A 21135-nucleotide genomic window follows, 5' to 3' on the forward strand; every position below is an offset into this window, starting at 1 on the left:
ACATGCTAATATACAAATAAATATATTGACATAACATTATATTCGTTTTAGGATGATGAAAGCGGTTAACAAACTGGATTACATAAGGAGGACAACATGCTGACACCCAGAGATGATCAAGACATTTCCCCCTCGATATACGACATGATTGATCAGGTTAATCAACGTATGCCGGACCATCCGGAACTTAATCAAATGTTTAAAAATTGTTTTACCAATACGATGGCAACCACAATTCAGCGCAAAGAAGATGGAACAACTTTTGTGATTACGGGAGATATCCCTGCTATGTGGTTACGTGATTCTGCCGCTCAGGTCAGACCTTATCTGGTTCTCGCTTCAGAGGATGAAGATATCGCCGACATGATCGCTGGGCTGGTTGAACGTCAACTGAATTATATTCTCCTGGACCCTTATGCAAACGCTTTTAATGAGACGGAGAGTGGAAAAGGACATCAGGAAGACCTCACGCAGATGAATGATTGGATCTGGGAACGGAAGTATGAGATCGACTCACTGGCTTATCCAATTCAGCTCAGTTATCTCTTGTGGAAGAATACGGGAAGAACAACTCAATTCAATGATACGTTCCGTAAAGCAGCCCAGATCATCATGCAGTTATGGCAAGTGGAACAGCATCATGAGACGAAATCACCCTACACGTTCCAACGTCTGGATGCTCCCGAGACCGATACGCTTACCCGAGAGGGACGAGGTACTGAAACGGTATACACAGGCATGACTTGGTCGGGATTCCGTCCCAGCGACGATCGCTGTGAATATGGTTATCTGATTCCATCCAATATGTTCGCCGTGGTGGCGCTTCGATATCTACAGGAAATTGCTGAAGCGGTGTTCGAGGATGAAACGCTGGCAGCGATTGCTCAGCAGTTGGAGGAACAGATCAACAAAGGTATTCAGGATTATGGCACCGTTGAACATCCGGAATATGGAACCATATATGCATACGAAACAGATGGGAAAGGCAATCACAATCTGATGGATGATGCCAATGTGCCAAGTCTGCTGTCTTTACCTTATCTCGGATATGTGGAGGAGTACGACGAGGTGTATCAGAATACACGCCGTTTCATTTTATCCACGCACAACCCGTATTTTTATGAGGGAACAGCAGCAGCGGGAATCGGTAGTCCGCATACACCAGAAGGGTACATCTGGCATATCGCTTTATCGATGCAGGGGCTGACTACAGAGGATCGCAATGAAAAACTACGATTGCTTCAGCTTATCCATAAGACGGATGCGGATACCGGACTGACCCATGAAGGCTTTTCGGCCAACAATCCACATGAATATACACGTCCATGGTTTTCATGGTCCAACATGCTCTTTAGTGAACTGATGATGGATTATTGCGGATTTCGCGTACAGAAATAGGATAGGAAAGCAAGAGATAACCTGCGAGTACATCATAACGTTCGGAGTTCGTTGAATTCCGACAAGAGGAGAGCGAATCATGAGAAAAATATCATTGAAAATGCCGGTAGCAGCAGTTATGACATCCTTGCTCATTCTTACTACAGCCTGTTCGGGCGGAAGCTCGAGCACAGGCACAACCAGTGATGGCAAGAAGGAAGTAACTGTATCGTTCCGTTCTTCAGGATCTGAAGATACACTTACGAAATTCTTCCAATCAGGTTTGGTGGATCAATTTGAGAAAGAAAATCCGGATATCAAAATCAACATTGCGCCTGTACTGGCAAGTGAGGGTGATTATACGTCCAAAATGGTTCTGCAAATGAAATCCCCGGATACGGCGCCAGATGTCATTGCTGAAGATACGTCCATCATCAAATCCGATGCTGCTGCGGGATATCTGGAGCCGCTGGATACACAGGTTCAGGGATGGTCCGATTGGGAAGAACACATCATCGACAACCTGAAGGCAGGGGTTACAGGTGAAGACGGCAAGGTGTACGGCGTTCCGGCTACTTCGGATACACGCGGAATCTGGTACAACAAGGAACTGTTTCAACAGGCGGGACTTGAAGTTCCATTCAAACCTGCAAGCTGGGCAGAAGTACTCGAAGCAGCACGTACCATCAAGCAAAAGCTGCCGGGTGTGACACCACTTAATATGATCGTGGGCAAAGCAAACGGTGAAGGTGTCACCATGCAAACGCTAGAAATGCTGCTCTATGGTACGGCGGATACGTTGTATAACGACACCAGCAAGAAATGGGTTGTGAACAGCCCGGGGCTGCTGGATTCCTTCAAATTCATAGATCAAGTGTTTAACACGGATAAAACAGGTCCAACCATGCAGGTTGCCTTGAATGGACAAGCTGGCAGTATTGCATTCCAGCAACAGTTCCCGCAAGACAAACTGGCGATGGCTGTAGATGGTAGCTGGGCAGGTTCGACATGGGCCGAGAACGGTGCTGCTCCAATCGCCAACGTTGAAGAGAAAATAGGCTTTGCACCATTCCCAACACAAAATGGGGAAGAACCTGGAGCAACGACGATGTCTGGAGGATGGGCTTGGTCTGTTCCTGCACAGGCGAAGAACAAGGAAGCAGCTTGGAAATTTATCGAGTTTCTGATGAATAAGGAAAATGCGACTGCACGCGTAGTGGCGGAAGGCAGCCTCAGCCCACGTAATGATTCCACGGAAGTTGAAGGTTATACGGATCGTCCATACACCAAAGAAGCACAGGAACTCTTGAATGTGGCCCACTTCCGTCCAGCGAACGATCAATATGCAGCGGTATCCGCACAATTGCAAAGCATTGTTGAGAGTATTGCCTCTGGTAAGCTGACGCCGGAACAGGGAATTACGCAATTGAAGGACAACGTATCCCGTTCCCTTGGCGCTGACAGCATCGAAGAGAAATAAGGATATCGATATATTCGGAGGGGGAGGCACAATCTCCCCTTTTTCCGGTTCGAATGGAGAGTGACTTATGAAAAGGAAAGCACCAGGTTCATTTCTGTTTCTCATGCCTTCCGTATTGTTATTACTTGTGTTTTTCATTGTTCCCATCATTCTGACGATTTGCTTTGCCTTTACGAATATGGCTCTGACCGGGGCGGCAGCCAAGAGTTTGGAGTTTGTCGGATTCCAGAATTTCATTAATATGTTCCATGATCCGGACTTCCGGATTAGTGTCTGGCGCACGTTAGTCTTTCTCATCTTCTCCGCAGTGATTGGTCAGGTATTGCTTGGGTTCATTCTGGCCCTTCTAATGAAAGAGAAAAATGTGACGTTCCGCCGGGTCATTGGCATCATCGTCATTGCCGGTTGGGTGACACCCGAGATTGTCGTGGCATTCTGTATGGTCGCCTTTTTCAGTGACAATGGTTCATTGAATCAGATCCTCGGCTGGTTTGGGGCGAATCCAGTCTCCTGGTTGTTCAGTTTCCCTATGGTGAGTGTCATTATCGCGAATATCTGGCACGGCACAGCCTTTTCGATGATGGTCTATCAGTCGGCACTGGATGATATCCCGAAGGAAGTTGAAGAAGCTGCGATTATTGATAGTGCCACCGGGTTCCAGATAGTCAGACATATTACGATTCCAATGGTAAAAGGGTCCATCGTAACCAACATGATGTTGGTCACCCTACAGACACTGGGTGTGTTCACGCTGATCTATACGATGACCGGCGGTGGCCCGGGTACTTCAACACAAACCTTGCCGATCTTCATGTACAACCAGGCCTTTGTGAACTATCAATTTGGATACGGCACAGCCATATCTCTGGTTCTGCTGTTCATCGGTATTGTCGCCAGCCTGTTCTACATGCGATCCATGAAAGTGAAAGTGTAACCATGAAGGAGGTTCGATCCCTATGGTCAAACATGGGCTTCAACGCAAAATCCAGTACGGGATTCTAGTTTTTCTGGGGCTCTGTTTTTTATTGCCGCTGCTCTGGATCATTCTGGCTTCATTTGACCCGAACGCTCAACAGGGTATCAAAATGCCCAGTACCTGGACCATTCAAAATTTCAAGGATGTACTCGGGGATTCGAGCAATCTTCGTTCATTCGGTGTGGGCCTGATTCTGTCGGGAGGGCAAGCGATATTGGTTGTTCTGGTATCGGTCCTTGCTGCTTATCCTTTATCCCGTTATGAAATGAGATTTAAAAAAAGCTTCTTGTTATCGATTCTGTTCATGACAGCTCTTCCGATTACTGCCGTGATGGTTCCGGTATTTCAAATGTTTCTGTTCTTCAAAATGCAAAATAGCATCATTGCCACGATGCTGTTCCTGACTGCATCCTCACTTCCTTACGGCATCTGGATGATGAAAAATTTCATGGATTCGGTGCCAATCGATTTGGAAGAATCGGCATGGATTGACGGTGCATCCGTGTGGAATGGTTTGAGACGAATCGTAGCACCATTGATGTTGCCTGGTATTGCAACGATAGCGATATTTACTTTTTCGGGAAGTTGGGGCAACTTCTTCGTGCCATACATCCTGCTCCAGACACCGGAGAAACTTCCGGCATCGGTCACGATATATCAATTCTTCGGCAGCCACGGTATGGTTGAATACGGCAGATTGGCTGCATTTTCACTACTTTATACAATGCCTTCAGTTGTGCTATATATCTTCTCCCAGCGTTACATGTCCAAAGGCTTCAGCATGGGTGGGGCAACCAAAGGTTAATGACAGGAGGTACGCAATATGACAACCAAAAAGACGGCACATCTCATCTCGCATACCCATTGGGACCGCGAATGGTATATGCCTTATGAACACCATCACGTACTGCTCATTGAGCTGATGGATAAACTGTTGGATACGCTTGATCAGGACCCGGAATATCGTTATTTCCATCTGGATGGGCAGACGATTATTCGTGAAGATTATTTGCAGGTTCGGCCCGAACAACAGGAGAGGCTCGACCGTTATATTCGTGAAGGACGCATCCATTTTGGTCCATGGTATGTGTTACAGGATGAGTTTCTGACCAGCAGCGAGGCCAACTTGCGTAATCTGCTCATCGGTCATCGTGATGCTCGACCTTTGGGTGTGATATCCAAGACGGGATACTTCCCAGACTCGTTTGGAAATATGGGACAGGCACCGCAGATTCTGCAACAGGCGGACATTCATAACGCGATCTTTGGGCGCGGGGTAAAGCCTACGGGATTCAATAATGCGGTGGTTGATGCAGACAGTTACGAATCTCCCTATTCCGAGATGATCTGGCGTTCGCCGGATGGTTCGGAAGTGCTCGGCATTTTGTTCGCGAACTGGTACTGCAATGGGATGGAAGTCCCGGTTGATCCGGAGAAAGCCCAATCATACTGGGATAAAAATCTGGAGGATGCCGAGAAGTTCGCCTCGACCCCACATCTGTTGTTCATGAATGGTTGTGATCATCAGCCGATCCAGACGGATCTGCCCGAGGCTTTACGTACAGCAGCGGCCTTGTATCCTGATGTGGAATTTATCCACTCCAACTTTGACGATTACATTGAGGCGGTTACGAAGGATGTGCCTGAGCATCTGGCGACCATCGAAGGGGAACTTCGCAGTCAGCACACGGATGGTTGGGGAACACTGGTGAATACGGCATCCGCAAGGGTTTATCTGAAACAGATGAATCAGCAGGGACAGACGTTGCTTGAAAAAGTAGCCGAACCACTGGCAGCAATGGCCCACATAGCCGGGGTAAAAGATTATCCGCATCATCTGTTGACACATGCCTGGAAGATGCTGATGCAGAACCACCCACATGATAGCATCTGCGGGTGCAGCGTCGATGAGGTTCACCGTGAGATGGTGACCCGCTTCGCCAAGAGCAGACAACTTGCAGAGAAATTGGTTTCCCAGAGCGGACAGGCGATTGCTGAGTCCATTCATGTGCAACCTGCTGAGGCTTGGGGAGAGGAAGCGGTAGCGTTCACTGTGTTCAACACGAGTGGATGGAATCGAAATGGAATCATTGAGATGGATCTGATTGTGGACAAAGCATTTTTCCCGGAAGGTCCTCATCCTCAAGCCCTTGCGCAGAAAGTGGAAAAAGATGTACTGCCAGTGTATCAGCTGGTCGATTCGGAAGGACACGTGTATTCGGCAGAAATCAAGGATCTGGGTGCGCATTTCGGCTATGAGCTTCCAAAGGATCGTTTCCGACAGCCCTATATGGCTCGTAAAGTAAGAGTGACTTTCCAGGCGGTGGATTTACCTTCGCTGGGGTATAAGACGTATGCTCTTATTCCAGCAGAGAAGCAAGCAGAGATAGCTGAGATTGCTGAAGTGCCCGATACGAGCGAACTCATCCTGGTTCAGGGAATGATGATGGAGAACGGTCATTTGCGGGTGACAGTTGAAGAGAATGGTACGGCAACGATTGAGAATAAGGTCTCTGGTGCTGTATACAGGGGATTAAATTCCTATGAGAATACTGGTGATATCGGCAATGAATATGTCTACCGTCAGCCTGATGGAGAGACAACGCTGACCACGGAGCATCTGAAGGCAGACCTGCGGATTGTGGAGCAGTCTCCGTATCGGGCAGTTATGGAGAGTGTATTACGCTGGGATATTCCTGCTGGAGCAGACGAACTGTTCGAGCTGGAGAAGCGCCAAATGGTTCCTTTTACAGAACGGAAGGCACAGCGAGTCAAGAACACTGTTCCGCTTGTGATTACGACAACGTATACGTTGGAAGCGGGCAGTAATATGGTCAAGGTAAAATCAGACTTTAACAATCAGGCCAAGGATCATCGACTGCGTGCACTCTTTCCATCAGGACTGGTGACAGAGGATCATTATGCGGATTCCATCTTTGAAATCGCCAAACGCTCCAATACACCGGCCAAAGAATGGGTGAATCCGAGTAATTCGCAGCATCAGCAGGCATTTGTACATGTGACCGATGGTGATCATGGCTTGATGATTGCAAACAAAGGGCTGAATGAATACGAGATTTTAAAGCATGAAGAGGGCAGTACGATTGCGGTTACGCTACTGCGCGCCTCTTCGGAACTGGGAGATTGGGGTGTGTTTGAAACACCGGAAGCCCAATGTCTAGGACCTCAGAGCGTGGAATATGCGATTATTCCATTTGCGGGCGATGCTGCCCAGTCAGGTGCATGTGCAACTGCCTATACGTATCCGATTTCGTGGACGACTGTGCAGCTAGGGGCACTAGCACGTACATTTGAGCGGGAAGGTCATGCCGGAGCTGATGGGCAGAATGTTGAACTTCCTGCATCGAAACAATGGCTTGCGTGGAATGCACAAGGTTCGTCACTAGCCTTCTCCACATTGAAGATTGCAGAGGAAACCGGAGATGTGATTGCTCGTTGGTATAATCTGAACTCCGAACCTAGTGAATTGAACGTGCAAACTGGATTCGAATGTGCTTCCGTGTATGAGAGTGATGTGCTGGAACGGGTTAAGAATACGTTGGAGGGGCAAAGCCAGACGGTACCTGGGTACAAGATTGTTACACAAGGGTACGCGTTACGCTGAGTTGATTTTTGAACAGCAAAACTATAAGTAACCTCCTGTTCGCAGCGCCGCGGACAGGAGGTTTTTGTTAGTCAAGAAATTTATCAAGTAAAAGTCGCTAATATAGCGGCTTTTTTACTTGATATAGGTTATTTTGTACAATCAACTAATTAATATTTTATTTATTGACTTAATTTGTAAAATAATATATTCTATTCTATATAAATGCTTATTTCCCATAATAGAGAGTTTTGAATAGCTGGCCAGCTTTCAAATATATTTAATAATTGAGAGGGAGATATAAAAATGAAAAAAGTGGTATCAGCTTTATTAGTTACAGCATCCTTATTTGTTGGTAGTGTCGCTTCTTTCGCATATGCAGAAGAATCAGTTAGTATAATTCCTACCAGAATGCAGGCGGGAACAATATTAGAGTATGACGGATCCAATCAGATGGTTATTTTGGAAAAGGGTGAACCAGTAAATATCCCTTCCGTCTATCAAGGTCAAACAACAAAGAGTGTCACACAAAAAGTAGATCTTGATAAATTAAAAATTGAAGAAGAATTCATTGAAAAAATAAAAGCAGAAGCAAAAAACTTGCCTGTATATAAAGTTGAGAACCCTCTTCCACAGCCAGGTTTGAAAGTTATATACGATGGCGAGGGTTACATAAAGGAGTTTGTTTTCCCTCAAGGGAACGACTTCGCATTAGCTGCTTATAAAGCCCTGCCAAGGGGCACTAGAAAAGCAGCGGGAACCTATACTTATGGAGATAACAATAATAAAATTACAATTACAACGAGCACTGTTCTTGGTGAGGGACGATTCACTAATTTTACTGATACAACTGGCGAAAACAGTAACACTCTGAAAAAAGGTGATGCAGCAACAAGAGGGGATATAGATAATCCTAAATATGAGCAAGTTTTGGATGCGCGGAATTTGGATAATAATGTATTTGCGAATGTAACTAAGAGAGATAATGGAGCACTTCCAGACGCGACATTAGATATTTGGAAAACTGGAGTTGAACTTTTTGACCTAAAATGGTCTTCCTCCCTATCGTTTAAAGGAAGATACTTCTATACATTTTAATTTATAAGATTATTATAAAGGGGGCGATATATTCGCCTCCTTATCCTATCTTCTTAATGAAAAGGATGATGAATCATGAAAAAAAATTTTTCAATCACAAAATATATTCCAGTCATAATTACCCTAATTCTCTTCATTGGGGGATGTAGTTCCGAAAAACCAACAATTGAAAAAGTGAACCCCACTGATATGCAAACCATAGGTCCACAAACTCATGAATATCTTTCAATTACAAACACCGAGTATGTTAATGGAAAAGATACCAATGATGGAATGGTAATGAGAGTATACACATATGATATCCTCACTAAGAATCTAACTAAATTAGCTGATTTACCCTATAACTCTCAATATCCCTTAACAGTGGCTTCCTTAGCAGAAGACACCATCTACTACTCGGGATCTGGAAAAGATAAGGGTGACGAATTGTTTTCCTATGATATAAAAACACAGATCACCCAGCAATTAAGCTCCGACTTATTTGCAATCAATTCGATAATTCCGGATACAGTTGATCATACATTGGTAATGGCTGCTGTTAAGAACGGAGAACGGCCTGTCAAAGTTATGTTCTTTGATAAAGAAACTCAAGAAATGACCATATTGAATGACAATGATTCGGATACAACAACATGGGATATTTCTTATGATCCAGAAACAAGAAAATCCTATGCCATCCAATATTCAGAAGAGGATCAATATAATCATATGGAGGAGTCCAATAAAACGCAAACACCGATGGTTCCTCCAAACCATACGATTATTGAGATAGATCCAATCTCTAAACAGACACGCAAGGTTATTGAACTAACGGAGGAACAAATTTTAACCTTATCAACAAGGGGAGACCAAATTCTAATTGCCACTGCAAAGCATATCAACAAGTATCCAATTAAATATAGTATGGTTAATATTAAAACAGGAGAAAGAAACGAAATTGATCTTCCCATTAAGGCCAGCAGTGAATTGTTTTTGTCCAAAGACGGGCAGGGTTTCTATTTCCTCGGAGAAAATATACAAGCAAAAGAAAATCAGGAACGAGGGATTTATTTCTATGATTTGAAAACGCAACAAGTTGAAGCCATATTTCTTCAAAAAGAGGGCTTCATTAATAATTTTATGCTGTTAACGAATCCAATAAAAAAATAAATTAAATTCTCCTTAAACACTATATTATAAGCCATTAATCCTTAGAGCTAAACGTCACTTCACCGATTGTGGCGTTTTTTAGTTTTCGTTAAAACACGTTCTTTAAAATTTGGATATCTATTTCGTTTTATCTCCAATATAGAAAAATATGGTATTATTGTGCTAGTTTGTTGTAATGGAGGTAGACCTAATGATCTATTTTTTATTTGTATTCATCGTTGTAGTGATTATTGTACTTAGCCTTTGGGTTCTGAGTTTAGCACGTAAACAAAAGAAATTAGTGGTGCTTTTTGAGGAGAATTACGACTTAAAAGCCATTACTATCGCAGATATAGACAGGATGGAGGATGGCTCTGGCTTCGAGATGTACTTGTACAGATTGTTAATTGAGTTGGGCTATTCAGGGGTCTATAAAACGTTAGGAAGTCGCGATTTTGGTGCTGACGTAGTTTTCACTGATCGGGAAGGTGTTAGAAATGTGATCCAAGCAAAGCGATACTCAATAGAGTATCCAGTGGGCATCAGCGCTGTGCAAGAGGTGTTTTCTTGCATGAGATACTACAAGGCTAAAAAAGCAATCGTAATTACTTCATCCCATTTCACAGAATCGTGTGAGACATTAGCCGGTATTAACTTTGTAAAGTTGATTGATCGAACTGATTTAATTCATGTCATTGAGGCTTTTAGAGACGGTGATATGATTTAGGCGCGTGACATCATTGAAGGGGAACCGAGGATGATACTTGAATCTTGGTCGGAAGCAAATAGCAACACGCTACATGAGGTTCGAAAAGATTACAAGGGAGAAAAGTATGTGAAAAAAGTGATGAGTAAGTGAACTTACATATTATTTGGTAGCAAAATGACTGATTCGGTTAACTGTTCATACATAATCTAGGTGGGAAGAGGGGGTTCATTTTAGTGAGGAAATTAAGCTGGGTTACTTTATTTTTAGTGCTTTTGTTGTACTTTATTTCGATGTATTCACTATATTCTCATATGAATAATAAATGGCTAGTTAGTCCTCCTAACTATGTAATTCTAATTCTTTCTATTTTAGGACTGGCTCTAGCCATACTTGGTTTTAAAGATACATCGAACAAGTCTACGAAGGTAAGAAGTTGGATCTCAACGGTTCTATCCTTAGCATTGATCTTCATCCTTTTGGGTGCTTTGTCATTTACATCGATATTTTCTGGGTACAAACAATTACTTACAACTACACATTCACCAGATAAGTACTATACAATAAGTTTCTATAAAACTGACGCTGGAGCCATGGGATCGTTTGGCGTTATGGGGGAATTAAAAGGCCCACTTTGGTTTAAAAGAGAATTTTATTATGAGGGAAAGACGGATCAGGTAGACTTGGAATGGGTTGATAACCATACAATTTCAATTAATGATCAAAAAGTTAATTTATTAAACGGTGAAACTGTACGCCGTAGCCCTTAATTTTTTTAAGATTTTTTTCTTAACTGATAGCTAAAGTGAAATTCCTTTACGGAGTTTCGCTTTTTTTGCGTTTCGAGAAAAAGATGGATAGAAGAGAAGTGATCGTCATCAAGAATCTTTTGAAGTTTTTTTATTAATGAATAGAAGAAGTTTAACATGTCGCAATTTTATACATTTATTGTCGTGAGTTTCTATTAAAAATAGATTAAGTCTGTGATAACTTATATATAAATGTCAGAATATTATATAGTATGGAGGTAAGACAACAGTGACCATTCGAATTGGAAAAATTAGCTTGTGGCATGTTCATGCATGGGATTACATCAAGCAGGCACAGGAACATGAGGATACAGTCATCGCCGCTGTGTGGGATGACGATGCCAAGCGGGGGCAGGAAGCGGCTGAACGCTTAAACGTACCATTCTATGCTTCACTCGAAGATATGCTGGCCAAGGATGACATCGATGCCGTTATTGTAGATGCGCCAACCCGCATTCATGAAGAGGTGATCACCGCTGCTGCAAAAGCAGGTAAACACATCTTCACGGAGAAGGTTATAGCATCGACACAGTTGGAATCCAACAGAATCCTTAATGAGATAAAGGCAAACAAAGTCAAAATGACAGTCTCCTTACCACGTCTGAATGCAGGATACACGCTAACGATTCAGGATGTACTTGACCAAGGATTACTTGGCAAAGTGACTTATGTTAGAGCGCGTTTATCCCATGATGGAGCGATTTCCAACTGGTTGCCGGAACACTTTTATGATCTGAAGGATTGCCAGGGTGGTGCGCTGATTGATCTGGGCTGCCATCCAATGTATCTCGCCAAACTGTTTCTGGGTCAGGAAGTAACAGCGGTTAATGCGAACTTTGGATATATTACAGGCAAAGAAGTGGAAGATAATGCAATTGCAACCTTGTTTACGGATTCCGGAGCAGTTGGCGTTGTTGAAGCTGGTTTTGTGAACAGCCATTCTCCATTTACGATTGAGGTTCATGGTACGGAAGGTACGCTTCTGTACGGAACACCCGAAGAAAAGCTATTGATTCGCACGAAAGCAGCACAGGGACAGTATCAAGAGTGGACTGAACTTCCTTTGGCAGATCAAAGAGAAAGCGCATTCAATCAATGGGTTGCACATATACAGAATGATACGGATGCAACTGAAAACGTGCAGATCGCTATGGAGCTGACCCGTTTGATGGAAGCAGCGAATCTCTCTGCCAAAGAAGGGCGCAGAATCACTCTGAATGAGTTGAAGGGTTAGGTTTTATTAAGGAGGTGTGCAATCTTGAGCCTGTATCCTTATGAGAAAATGCTTGAACGGCAGGATCTCCTAGAAAGACTGGATATTCTAATGGTTTGGGGACATTATGAGATTCGCGTGATGCGATTTCATCTGACTTCTTTTCCAGCGGGCCGAGTTGTGGATTTCCATAATCATGCGGAGTTTGAGTTTCATTTTATCCCGAGAGGTAAGGGGAAAGTTATTCTGGATGATCAGACACATGCACTCTCGGAAGGTATGCTGTATTTGACTGGACCGGGTGTCGTTCATTACCAGGAGGCTGATGCCAAAGAGGACATGGATGAACTATGTCTTCATGTGGATATCGTTCACAAGCCAAGAGAGCATGTCGATCCCTGGGAAGCAGCTGAATCCGAGGAAACGATGGAAAAGCTGAGAACGCTTCCGCTTACTCCGGTGAATGATTATCATCGGGCAATGCATTGTTTTTTGGAAGCCTATGAGGCATGTGATCAGAAATTGTTAGGTTATTATACGTCGATCAAGCAACTGGTCATCAGCATATTACTCAAAACCGTGCGAGCATACGACACTGGGGGGAATCGACCGGAAGCCCCTGTGCGGGATATGTCGGTGTATCGCTATGAGTATGCAGTGCAATATATGGAGGCGAATCACCCTACAGTGGTGACGCTGGAGCATGTAGCTGAGAAACTTCATATTAGCAGCAGACAATTGCAGCGAATCTTCTACCAAGTACAGCCGGAGATGCCGTTCAGCCGCGTACTGGAGGATATTCGTCTGCGCGCCGTGTGCCGCAATCTGGAGGAAAGCAACGTATCCATTGAACAGATCGCTCTCGCTTCAGGTTTCAATAATGCCAACTATTTGCATGCTGTATTTCGCAAACGTCTGGGGATGACCCCGTCGGCTTTTCGTAAAATGAAACAACCAATACTTAAGTGAGGGTGAATATATATGAGTAAAGTATATCGTATCGGAATTATTGGCTGTGGTGGAATCGCGAATGGTAAACATCTGCCGAGTCTGAGTAAATTGGATAATGTTGAACTGGTGGCTTTCTGTGATATCGTTCAGGAACGTGCGGATGAAGCCAAACAGAAATATGGTACTACTGAAGCCGAAGTCTACACGGATTATCAGGAATTGCTTAAGGATGAGTCTTTGGACATTGTGCATGTACTTACACCGAATATTTCTCATGCCGAGATTTCTATTGCTGCTCTGGAGGCAGGCAAACACGTGATGTGTGAGAAGCCAATGGCGAAGACATCTGCGGAAGCACAGCTCATGCTGGAAGCGGCAGAACGTACCGGCAAAAAACTGACCATCGGATACAACAACCGTTTCAGAGAAGACAGTCAGTATTTGAAGAAGGTGTGCGAAGCAGGTGACCTGGGTAATATTTATTTTGCCAAAGCGCATGCGATTAGACGTAGAGCAGTACCAACATGGGGTGTTTTCCTGGATGAGGAGAAACAAGGTGGCGGTCCATTGATTGACATTGGTACGCACGCACTTGATCTGACGCTCTGGATGATGGATAACTATCAACCAAAAGTTGTGCTGGGTACGACTTATCATGAGCTTTCGCAACGTGAAAATGCGGCCAATGCCTGGGGCCCGTGGGACCCGAAACAATTTTCCGTAGAAGACTCAGCCTTTGGCATGATTGTGATGGAGAATGGGGCAACGATCATGCTGGAATCCAGTTGGGCATTGAACTCACTGGATGTGGATGAGGCGAAATGTAGCTTGAGCGGTAGCGAAGCGGGTGCGGATATGAAGAACGGACTGCGCATCAATGGTGAGAAATTCAGCCGTTTATACACCAATGAGATTGAACTGAGTGCAGGCGGGGTAGCTTTCTACGATGGTAAGAGTGAGAGCGCACCGGATGTTGAGATGAGAAAGTGGATTGAAGCGATCGAGAACGATCAGGAGCCGGTGGTCACACCGAAACAAGCGCTGGTTGTATCTCAAATCCTGGAAGCGCTCTATGAATCTGCTCGCACAGGCAAGGCTGTGTACTTGAATAACGGTAACGAAGCATAGAACAGACATAAACAATAGATTATAGAACCCTTTGTCCCGTTATTGAGGACAGAGGGTTTTTGGTGTTTTGGATACTAGCTATTGGTCCATACCAGACTCTATTTCGGCACATATGATGAGAGAAAAATGAGCTGAAAAGAGGGTATGTCTTGACTAAACACAAAACGGGTCATGGTGTTTCCATTGTTGTATGTACCAATCGGCCACAATTTTTTGATAACATCCTGCAAAATTACAGTCGGCAGCGTTATAAAAGCAAAGAACTGATCATTGTCTTGAATCATGACAGTATGAATCTGGCATTATACCAAAACCGGGTTCGGAATCTTGCCAATGTTCATGTATATCAAGTTCCGGAGAGCATTTCCCTAGGACAAAGCCTGAACGCTGGCATGACAAGGGCACGCTTTTCGCTGATTGCCAAATTTGATGATGATGACTACTATTCGCCGTATTATTTAACAGAGCAGGTGAGAGAACTTAGACGGACCAAAAGTGATATTGTGGGCAAACATTCGTGCTTGGTCTACTTGGGGGCGTCCAAGACACTGTTGGTCAGATCTCCGGCTGAAAAAAATAAACCTGTTGAATTTGTACAAGGGGGCACTATTTTATTCAAAAGAGAGATCTTGAAAAAAGTCCGCTTCACGGACCGTTCAATAGGGGAAGATGTGACCTTCCTGAGACAATGCAGGAAAAGAGGATTCAAAGCGTACGCGACCTCTCCTTATAATTATGTCTATCACCGCAGACAGAACAAAAAGAGTCATACCTGGAGAGCGGATGACAGCTTTTACCTGAGGGGAAGCAAAAAACTTGCGGTTACAGAGGATTTCAGATCCTTTGCCAATAAGAAGTTATAGAGGAGAATAACGAAAGCGAAGATGCATCTGCTGAATGTAGATGCGTCTTTTTTGTGCCAAAATGCTTCAATTTGGAGGTGGTTAGAAAAAAATATGAATTTACTTGAAAAAAAAGTATTGCATATAAGTTTAGTCGGAATTATATTAATGGTATAAGGTCTAGACCATATACAGATCGGAGTGTTTAGATGTCCAGTACGTTTTCATTTCGTTTTGAGAAAGTATCTACCAAAAAGGTTAGTGAATTCATTAGAGAACAACTGGAAGAAGCCATTATACTGAAAGAATTAATGAGTGAAGAACAGCTTCCAGCCGAGCGAGATCTGGCAGAAATTTTTAACGTAAGCCGCATTACCGTTCGTGAGGCACTCTCTTCACTAGAAGAGAAAGGCTTGATAGAGAAAAGGGTGGGTGCCAAAGGCGGAACATTTGTACTGCCTCTGACAGCCAATTCGCATAAACGGACCAGAGAAGAAATTAAACGGGATTGGTCACAGATGCTGAAGGTGTTTGAATATCGAACCATCATCGAGCCGGAGGGAGCTTTTCTCGCTGCTGAGCGGATCACCGCAGGCGAACTGGAGCTGCTTGAGGGCTATATGGAACAAAGTATAGAGCCAGACTGTACAAGGGAATGGTTCAGGGCGCTGGATGTGAAATTTCATCTGACCATCGCCAAGGCTTCGGGGAATCCATACTGTGAGAGAGCCGTCAGACAGATCCGAACGAAAATTAATCCGGCGCTCGACCTGATGCCTTATGATGACCGGATCCGTACCGTCAATCACGGTGTACATATGGAGATTCTTGAAGCATTGAAAGCCCATGATAGCATCAAGTCTAAGGAGACGATGAAAAGGCATATCGAATTCTCGGCGGATGCAATCTATGCCCGTTTGGTTTCTGAATCGGACAAAAATGAAGGGAATGACAGCGAATGAATCGTTCAGAACTAATACAGCTGGCTCAGCCACTACAAGCCCAGTTAAGCGCTTGGCGCAGAGATTTACATCAGCATCCGGAGATCGGTTATGAGGAGCATCGCACATCCGCTATCGTAGCTGAGCATCTGGAAAGCCTGGGGTTGGAAGTTACACGCAATGTCGGACAGACCGGGGTTACAGGCCTGCTTCGCGGAGAGAGTGATGGACCAACCTTCGCCTTGCGCGCAGACATGGATGCTCTGCCAATCCAGGATCAAAAAGCGGTGGAATACCGCTCGCAAGTGGAAGGCAAAGCGCATCTGTGTGGACATGACGCTCACACCTCCATCCTGATGGGAGCCGCTCAATTGCTTACTGGCCTTGGAAGACCGAAATCAGGTAACATCAAATTCATTTTCCAACCAGCAGAAGAGGGACTTGCAGGTGCAAGAGCCATGATCCAGGACGGTGTTCTGGAGAATCCGAAGGTTGATGCCATCGCAGGATTACACATGACACCTGGACAGGACACGGGAACCTTGGGTGTAAGTCAGGGCGTTGCTTTTGCGTCAGCTGATCCCTTGATTATCAAGGTGTTTGGCAAGGGTGGCCACGCAGCTCGTCCGCATGAGGGTATTGATGCGATCGCGGTATCTGCTCAGGTCATCACCGCATTGCAAAATATCGTCAGTCGGATGGTTGATCCACTTGAACCGGCAGTAGTCACGATTGGCAAAATCACGGGAGGTTATATGGGAACAGCCATCGCCCCCGAAGTGGAGATGATCGGTACGGTTCGTACACTCTCACCTGCCATTCGTGAGCGGATGCCAGCTTTGATCGAGCAGGTTGTTAAAGGGGTCTGTGATTCTTTTGGAGCAGGATGCGAAGTCGTGTACGGCGATGGATACCCTGTTGTCGTGAATGATCTCGGCATGGTTGACCTGCTAACAGAGACTTGTGATCAGGTTAATGCGGAGAAGGGATGGACTTATATTAAACCTTCTACAGGGGGCGAGGATTTCGCGTTTTATTGTGAACAGATTCCGGGTGTGTTTTTCAGACTAGGATCTGGGAATGATGAGGAACGTACTCGTTATCCACTCCACCATCCCATGTTTGATCTCGATGAGACAGCGATGCCTTATGGTGTGGGCATGTTGTCTGCAGTAGCACTTGAATTTTTGGCACGGAATACAACTTCTGAGGGGGAGCAATCACAATGAAAAAAAGACAATGGACAGGCTTGTGGATCACGTTACTGGCAGTCGTAATGGCACTCAGCGCTTGCGGAGGAAAATCGACAAGCACAAATGATAGTTCCGCAACAGAAGGAACGGGCAGTGGAAGCGCAAGTACAACCCTGACCGTTGCTGCGGCAACCGATATTGAGAGTTTCGATCCGCACAACAACAACAACACCTCCAGTGAGGCGGTTCTGGTCAACGTTTTTGATTATCTGATCAAAAATGACAGTGAACAGAAAAAAGTTGCGGGACTTGCGACATCATGGGATCAGGTCGATGATACAACGTGGAGATTCAAGCTGCGTGAAGGTGTAACCTTCCACAACGGCGATCCATTCACTTCAGCAGATGTAAAATACACGCTGGAGCGCGTAGCCAAGGACGAGACACTGAAACAAAACAGTTATTTCAAAAATATTGTAGAAGTTAAAGTGGTGGATGACTATACCGTAGATATTATCACGGATGGTCCAGATCCGTTGCTCCTGAATCGTCTGTCCAAAATGGGAGCAGGCATACTGCCAGCAAAATATATTGCGGATAAAGGATTCGATGCTTTCCTGAAACAACCGGTAGGTACAGGCCCTTATAAGTTCAGTAAATGGACCAAAGATGATCGTGTGGAACTGGTGAAAAACGAAAGCTACTTTGACGGTGAACCAAAATGGAATGAAGTGGTATTCCGCGTTATTCCTGAAGCCTCCACACGTGTATCCGAATTGCTTGCTGGTGGTGTAGATGTGGCGTCTTCCATTCCGTCCACTGACATTGCCCGGATCGAAGGCGAAGCAGATAAAAAGATTGTCAAAGCGCCAATCCAACGTGTGCTTCAGTTGATCTTCCGTCAGACGGAAGGCAGCATCACGGCTGATCCGAAAGTACGTGAAGCCATTGACCTGGCTATCGACAAACAAGGAATCGTGGACAGCATTGCCGGCGGAGCAGGTATCGTAACCCGCACATCCGTAACACCAGGCAACTTCGGTGCTGATCCTTCATTGTACAAAACGTCACTTTATGATCAAGCAAAAGCCAAACAGTTGTTGCAAGAAGCTGGCTATGCGGAAGGTGAAGCCGAGATGACTATCTCCGTTTCCGCACAATACAAAGAACAGGCTGAAGTTGTTGCAGCGATGCTGGAACAAGCCGGATTCAAAATCAACCTGGATGTCCTGGAAGCAAGTGCATTCAGTGAACGTTATAGCTCCAAATCATTCAAAGAAATCTTCATGATTGGTATTGGTAACTCCTTGTTCGACGCTTCGAATAACTACAATCGTTATATGTTGGAAGAAGCAAAAGGCGAGTCGGATTACAACAATCCTGAAGTAGAGAAACTGCTTCAATCGGCATTGGTGAACATGGACCCTGCGTCTCGTGAGAAAGAGTATCAGCAAGTACAACAGATTTTCTCTGAAGAACGCCCAGCCGTATATCTGTACCAAATGGAAGGTGTCTACGGAACAAATGCTAAAGTGAACTTCGAGCCGCGCAGTGACGAGATGTTCTATGCTGACGAGATTACACCTGTTGCACAGTAACATCGGGTATAACAACCGGTCATTGAAAAGATAGGCCGTGAACGGCAGGGACTGGATAACCATGTTCCTGCCGTTCTTTTTTAAGATGATAGAATTTATACGTTTTCAGCGGAGCTGAAGGATTCGATCATCGCAAGAAAAACTTCAACTAACTGCGGTCTGTCTTCTGTGAAAGTACGTCGATAAGTGTTTTTCTTTACAAGGGGGGTGAACAAGGAATGGGCAAATACGTACTTAAGTCATTACTACAGATCATTCCGGTGCTGTTCATTGTTTCATTAATTGTGTTCATTTTGGTTCGAGTCACCGGTGATCCGGTTGCGCTAATGTTGCCTGAAACGGCTACCGCTGAAGATCGTGCTGTCTTGACGCAGGCACTTGGTTTGGACCAGCCTTTATATACGCAATACGTGAAGTTTCTGGGCAGTGCGATACAGGGAGACTTTGGTCAGTCTTTTCGCTACAATCAGCCTGCGCTAGAGCTTGTGCTGGAGAGATTGCCTGCCAGCTTTGAACTGGCTGTAGCCGCCATGTTTTTTGCTGTACTTATGGCTGTGCCACTTGGAGTCATTTCGGCTGTCAAACGCAATACGTTTACCGATCTCATTATTTCAGGAATATCCGTCATTGGTAAGGCAATGCCAAACTTCTGGATGGGGATTATGCTTATCCTCTTGTTCTCCGTCATGCTGGGCGTATTGCCGGTATCCGGTCGCGGAGGATTGTCACATCTGATCTTGCCTGCATTCACGCTTGGCGTTGGACTGGCTGCGCAGATGACCCGACTGATTCGCTCCAGCATGCTGGAGATTCTCAACCAGGACTATATTCGAACAGCTCGTAGCAAGGGGCTTGGCCGGATGGTTGTCATTGTGAAACATGCGTTTCGAAATGGACTGATTCCGGTCGTAACGATTATGAGTTTGCAGTTTACAAGTCTGATCGGGGGCACTTTGATTACGGAAACGGTATTCTCCTGGCCTGGACTGGGTCAGTTGCTGGTCGTTGCAGTCAACACACATGATATGGCGATTGTACAGGCAGCGGTGTTTGTCATTGCCTTTATCGTTGTAGTAATCAACATCTTGACGGATGTAGCTTACAGGCTACTTGATCCGCGCATCAAATACGACTAGAAGGAGGTGCAATATATGACAGGCAGCAATGAAATGCCAATTCCGGGTACGGAACAGGAACAAGATAATGGGCGTGCACCAACGGGATTTCGTTATATCTGGCAACAACTGATCATCAGCAAGACCGGAATGTTTGGTGCTGTGCTTGTATTGTTGGTTGTGTTAATTGCCATAGGTGCACCTCTATTGACGAGTCATGATCCGGCAGCGGTGAATCCGCTGGGCCGACTTAAACCACCGGCATGGCTTGAGGGTGGAACGGCCGAATACTGGCTGGGTACCGATAATCTGGGTAGAGACATGTGGAGCCGAATTGTATATGGTGCCCGGGTTTCCTTAATCGTGGGTATGGGTGCGGTGATTGTATCAGGAATCATTGGCGCGATTCTGGGGCTGGTATCCGGATTCTACGGGAAATGGCTGGATGCAGTCATCATGCGTGTAGGTGATGCATTCATGGCGATTCCAACCATTCTGTTCATGCTCGTTGTGATGGCGATTGTTGGCCCGGGTATTACAACGTTGATTTTTGTCATCGGGGTGACGAACTGGGTTCCATTCACCCGTGTGGTAAGAAGTGAGGTTCTCAGTATCAAAGAGCGTGATTTTGTTCATGCGGCCAGATCGATTGGCGCGAAGAATGGAAGATTGATTCTGAAACACATTCTGCCGAATATCCTTTCATCCTTTATCGTCATCTGTGGTATGAATGTCGGCACAACGATTATTATGGAAGCTTCACTCAGTTTCCTGGGTCTAGGTATCAAACCACCTGATGTATCCTGGGGAGGGATGCTCAGTGATGGCAGACAATACGTTGCAACAAGCTGGTGGGTCGCTACATTCCCGGGACTAGCCATTACATTTACCGTACTCGGTGTTATTTTCCTTGGAGATTGGCTGCGTGATGTGCTTGATCCACGTACGGAGACAACCCATAAATAAACGGAGAAGG

Annotated in this window: 18 protein-coding genes; all 18 read left to right on the plus strand. The window is 45.0% G+C overall.

The annotated features are described in order from the left end of the window. Positions 1-96 precede the first annotated feature (96 nt). The 18 genes from MKY44_RS12330 (at position 97) to MKY44_RS12415 (ending at position 21125) form a co-directional block, all read left to right on the plus strand. Positions 97-1398 (plus strand): glycoside hydrolase family 125 protein, encoded by a 1302-nt coding sequence (locus MKY44_RS12330; RefSeq protein WP_341007280.1) that lies wholly within the window; start codon positions 97-99, stop codon positions 1396-1398. 79 nt (positions 1399-1477) lie between these two features. Next, positions 1478-2857, plus strand: coding sequence for an extracellular solute-binding protein (locus MKY44_RS12335; protein ID WP_341007281.1), 1380 nt, complete (start codon positions 1478-1480; stop codon positions 2855-2857). Positions 2858-2924: 67 nt separating this feature from the next. After that, entirely contained in the window at positions 2925-3791 is an 867-nt protein-coding gene (locus tag MKY44_RS12340) for a carbohydrate ABC transporter permease (RefSeq protein ID WP_101314027.1), read from the plus strand. 22 nt (positions 3792-3813) lie between these two features. After that, positions 3814-4638 carry a carbohydrate ABC transporter permease gene (locus tag MKY44_RS12345; RefSeq protein WP_076211825.1) on the plus strand — a complete coding sequence of 275 codons (825 nt, stop codon included), beginning with the start codon at positions 3814-3816 and terminating at the stop codon, positions 4636-4638. Positions 4639-4656: 18 nt separating this feature from the next. Further along, positions 4657-7458: an alpha-mannosidase gene (locus MKY44_RS12350; RefSeq protein ID WP_341007282.1), complete on the plus strand. Its 2802-nt coding sequence runs from the start codon at positions 4657-4659 to the stop codon at positions 7456-7458. A 285-nt stretch (positions 7459-7743) separates the two neighbouring features. Next, entirely contained in the window at positions 7744-8535 is a 792-nt protein-coding gene (locus MKY44_RS12355) for a hypothetical protein (RefSeq protein ID WP_339784055.1), read from the plus strand. A 75-nt stretch (positions 8536-8610) separates the two neighbouring features. Next, positions 8611-9684, plus strand: coding sequence for a hypothetical protein (locus MKY44_RS12360; protein WP_341007283.1), 1074 nt, complete (start codon positions 8611-8613; stop codon positions 9682-9684). A 190-nt stretch (positions 9685-9874) separates the two neighbouring features. Next, positions 9875-10390, plus strand: coding sequence for a restriction endonuclease (locus MKY44_RS12365; RefSeq protein ID WP_341007284.1), 516 nt, complete (start codon positions 9875-9877; stop codon positions 10388-10390). Positions 10391-10605: 215 nt separating this feature from the next. After that, positions 10606-11139 carry a DUF5412 family protein gene (locus MKY44_RS12370; protein WP_341007285.1) on the plus strand — a complete coding sequence of 178 codons (534 nt, stop codon included), beginning with the start codon at positions 10606-10608 and terminating at the stop codon, positions 11137-11139. Between the two features lie 268 nt (positions 11140-11407). Next, entirely contained in the window at positions 11408-12412 is a 1005-nt protein-coding gene (locus MKY44_RS12375) for a Gfo/Idh/MocA family protein (RefSeq protein ID WP_341007286.1), read from the plus strand. Between the two features lie 24 nt (positions 12413-12436). Further along, positions 12437-13360 carry a helix-turn-helix domain-containing protein gene (locus tag MKY44_RS12380; RefSeq protein WP_245838080.1) on the plus strand — a complete coding sequence of 308 codons (924 nt, stop codon included), beginning with the start codon at positions 12437-12439 and terminating at the stop codon, positions 13358-13360. Positions 13361-13372: 12 nt separating this feature from the next. Further along, positions 13373-14470 (plus strand): Gfo/Idh/MocA family protein, encoded by a 1098-nt coding sequence (locus tag MKY44_RS12385; protein ID WP_036670781.1) that lies wholly within the window; start codon positions 13373-13375, stop codon positions 14468-14470. A gap of 149 nt (positions 14471-14619) precedes the next feature. Next, the gene (locus MKY44_RS12390) at positions 14620-15333 is read left to right on the plus strand and encodes a glycosyltransferase (protein ID WP_341007287.1); all 714 of its coding nucleotides are present in this window, start codon (positions 14620-14622) and stop codon (positions 15331-15333) included. 188 nt (positions 15334-15521) lie between these two features. Further along, positions 15522-16274, plus strand: coding sequence for a FadR/GntR family transcriptional regulator (locus tag MKY44_RS12395; protein ID WP_036670784.1), 753 nt, complete (start codon positions 15522-15524; stop codon positions 16272-16274). After that, the gene (locus MKY44_RS12400) at positions 16271-17482 is read left to right on the plus strand and encodes a M20 metallopeptidase family protein (RefSeq protein ID WP_341007288.1); all 1212 of its coding nucleotides are present in this window, start codon (positions 16271-16273) and stop codon (positions 17480-17482) included. Before MKY44_RS12395 ends, MKY44_RS12400 begins: the two co-directional genes overlap by 4 nt. Then, on the plus strand, positions 17479-19044 hold the full coding sequence (locus tag MKY44_RS12405; protein ID WP_341007289.1) for an ABC transporter substrate-binding protein: 1566 nt from the start codon (positions 17479-17481) through the stop codon (positions 19042-19044). Before MKY44_RS12400 ends, MKY44_RS12405 begins: the two co-directional genes overlap by 4 nt. A gap of 218 nt (positions 19045-19262) precedes the next feature. Beyond that, complete coding sequence (locus MKY44_RS12410; RefSeq protein ID WP_017688654.1) at positions 19263-20180, plus strand: ABC transporter permease; 918 nt, start codon at positions 19263-19265, stop codon at positions 20178-20180. A 15-nt stretch (positions 20181-20195) separates the two neighbouring features. Continuing rightward, positions 20196-21125 carry an ABC transporter permease gene (locus MKY44_RS12415; RefSeq protein ID WP_036670788.1) on the plus strand — a complete coding sequence of 310 codons (930 nt, stop codon included), beginning with the start codon at positions 20196-20198 and terminating at the stop codon, positions 21123-21125. The last annotated feature ends 10 nt before the right edge of the window (positions 21126-21135 follow it).

This window comes from Paenibacillus sp. FSL R7-0026 (assembly GCF_038004485.1).
In the GTDB taxonomy this organism is placed as follows: Bacteria; Bacillota; Bacilli; order Paenibacillales; family Paenibacillaceae; genus Paenibacillus; species Paenibacillus xylanexedens_A.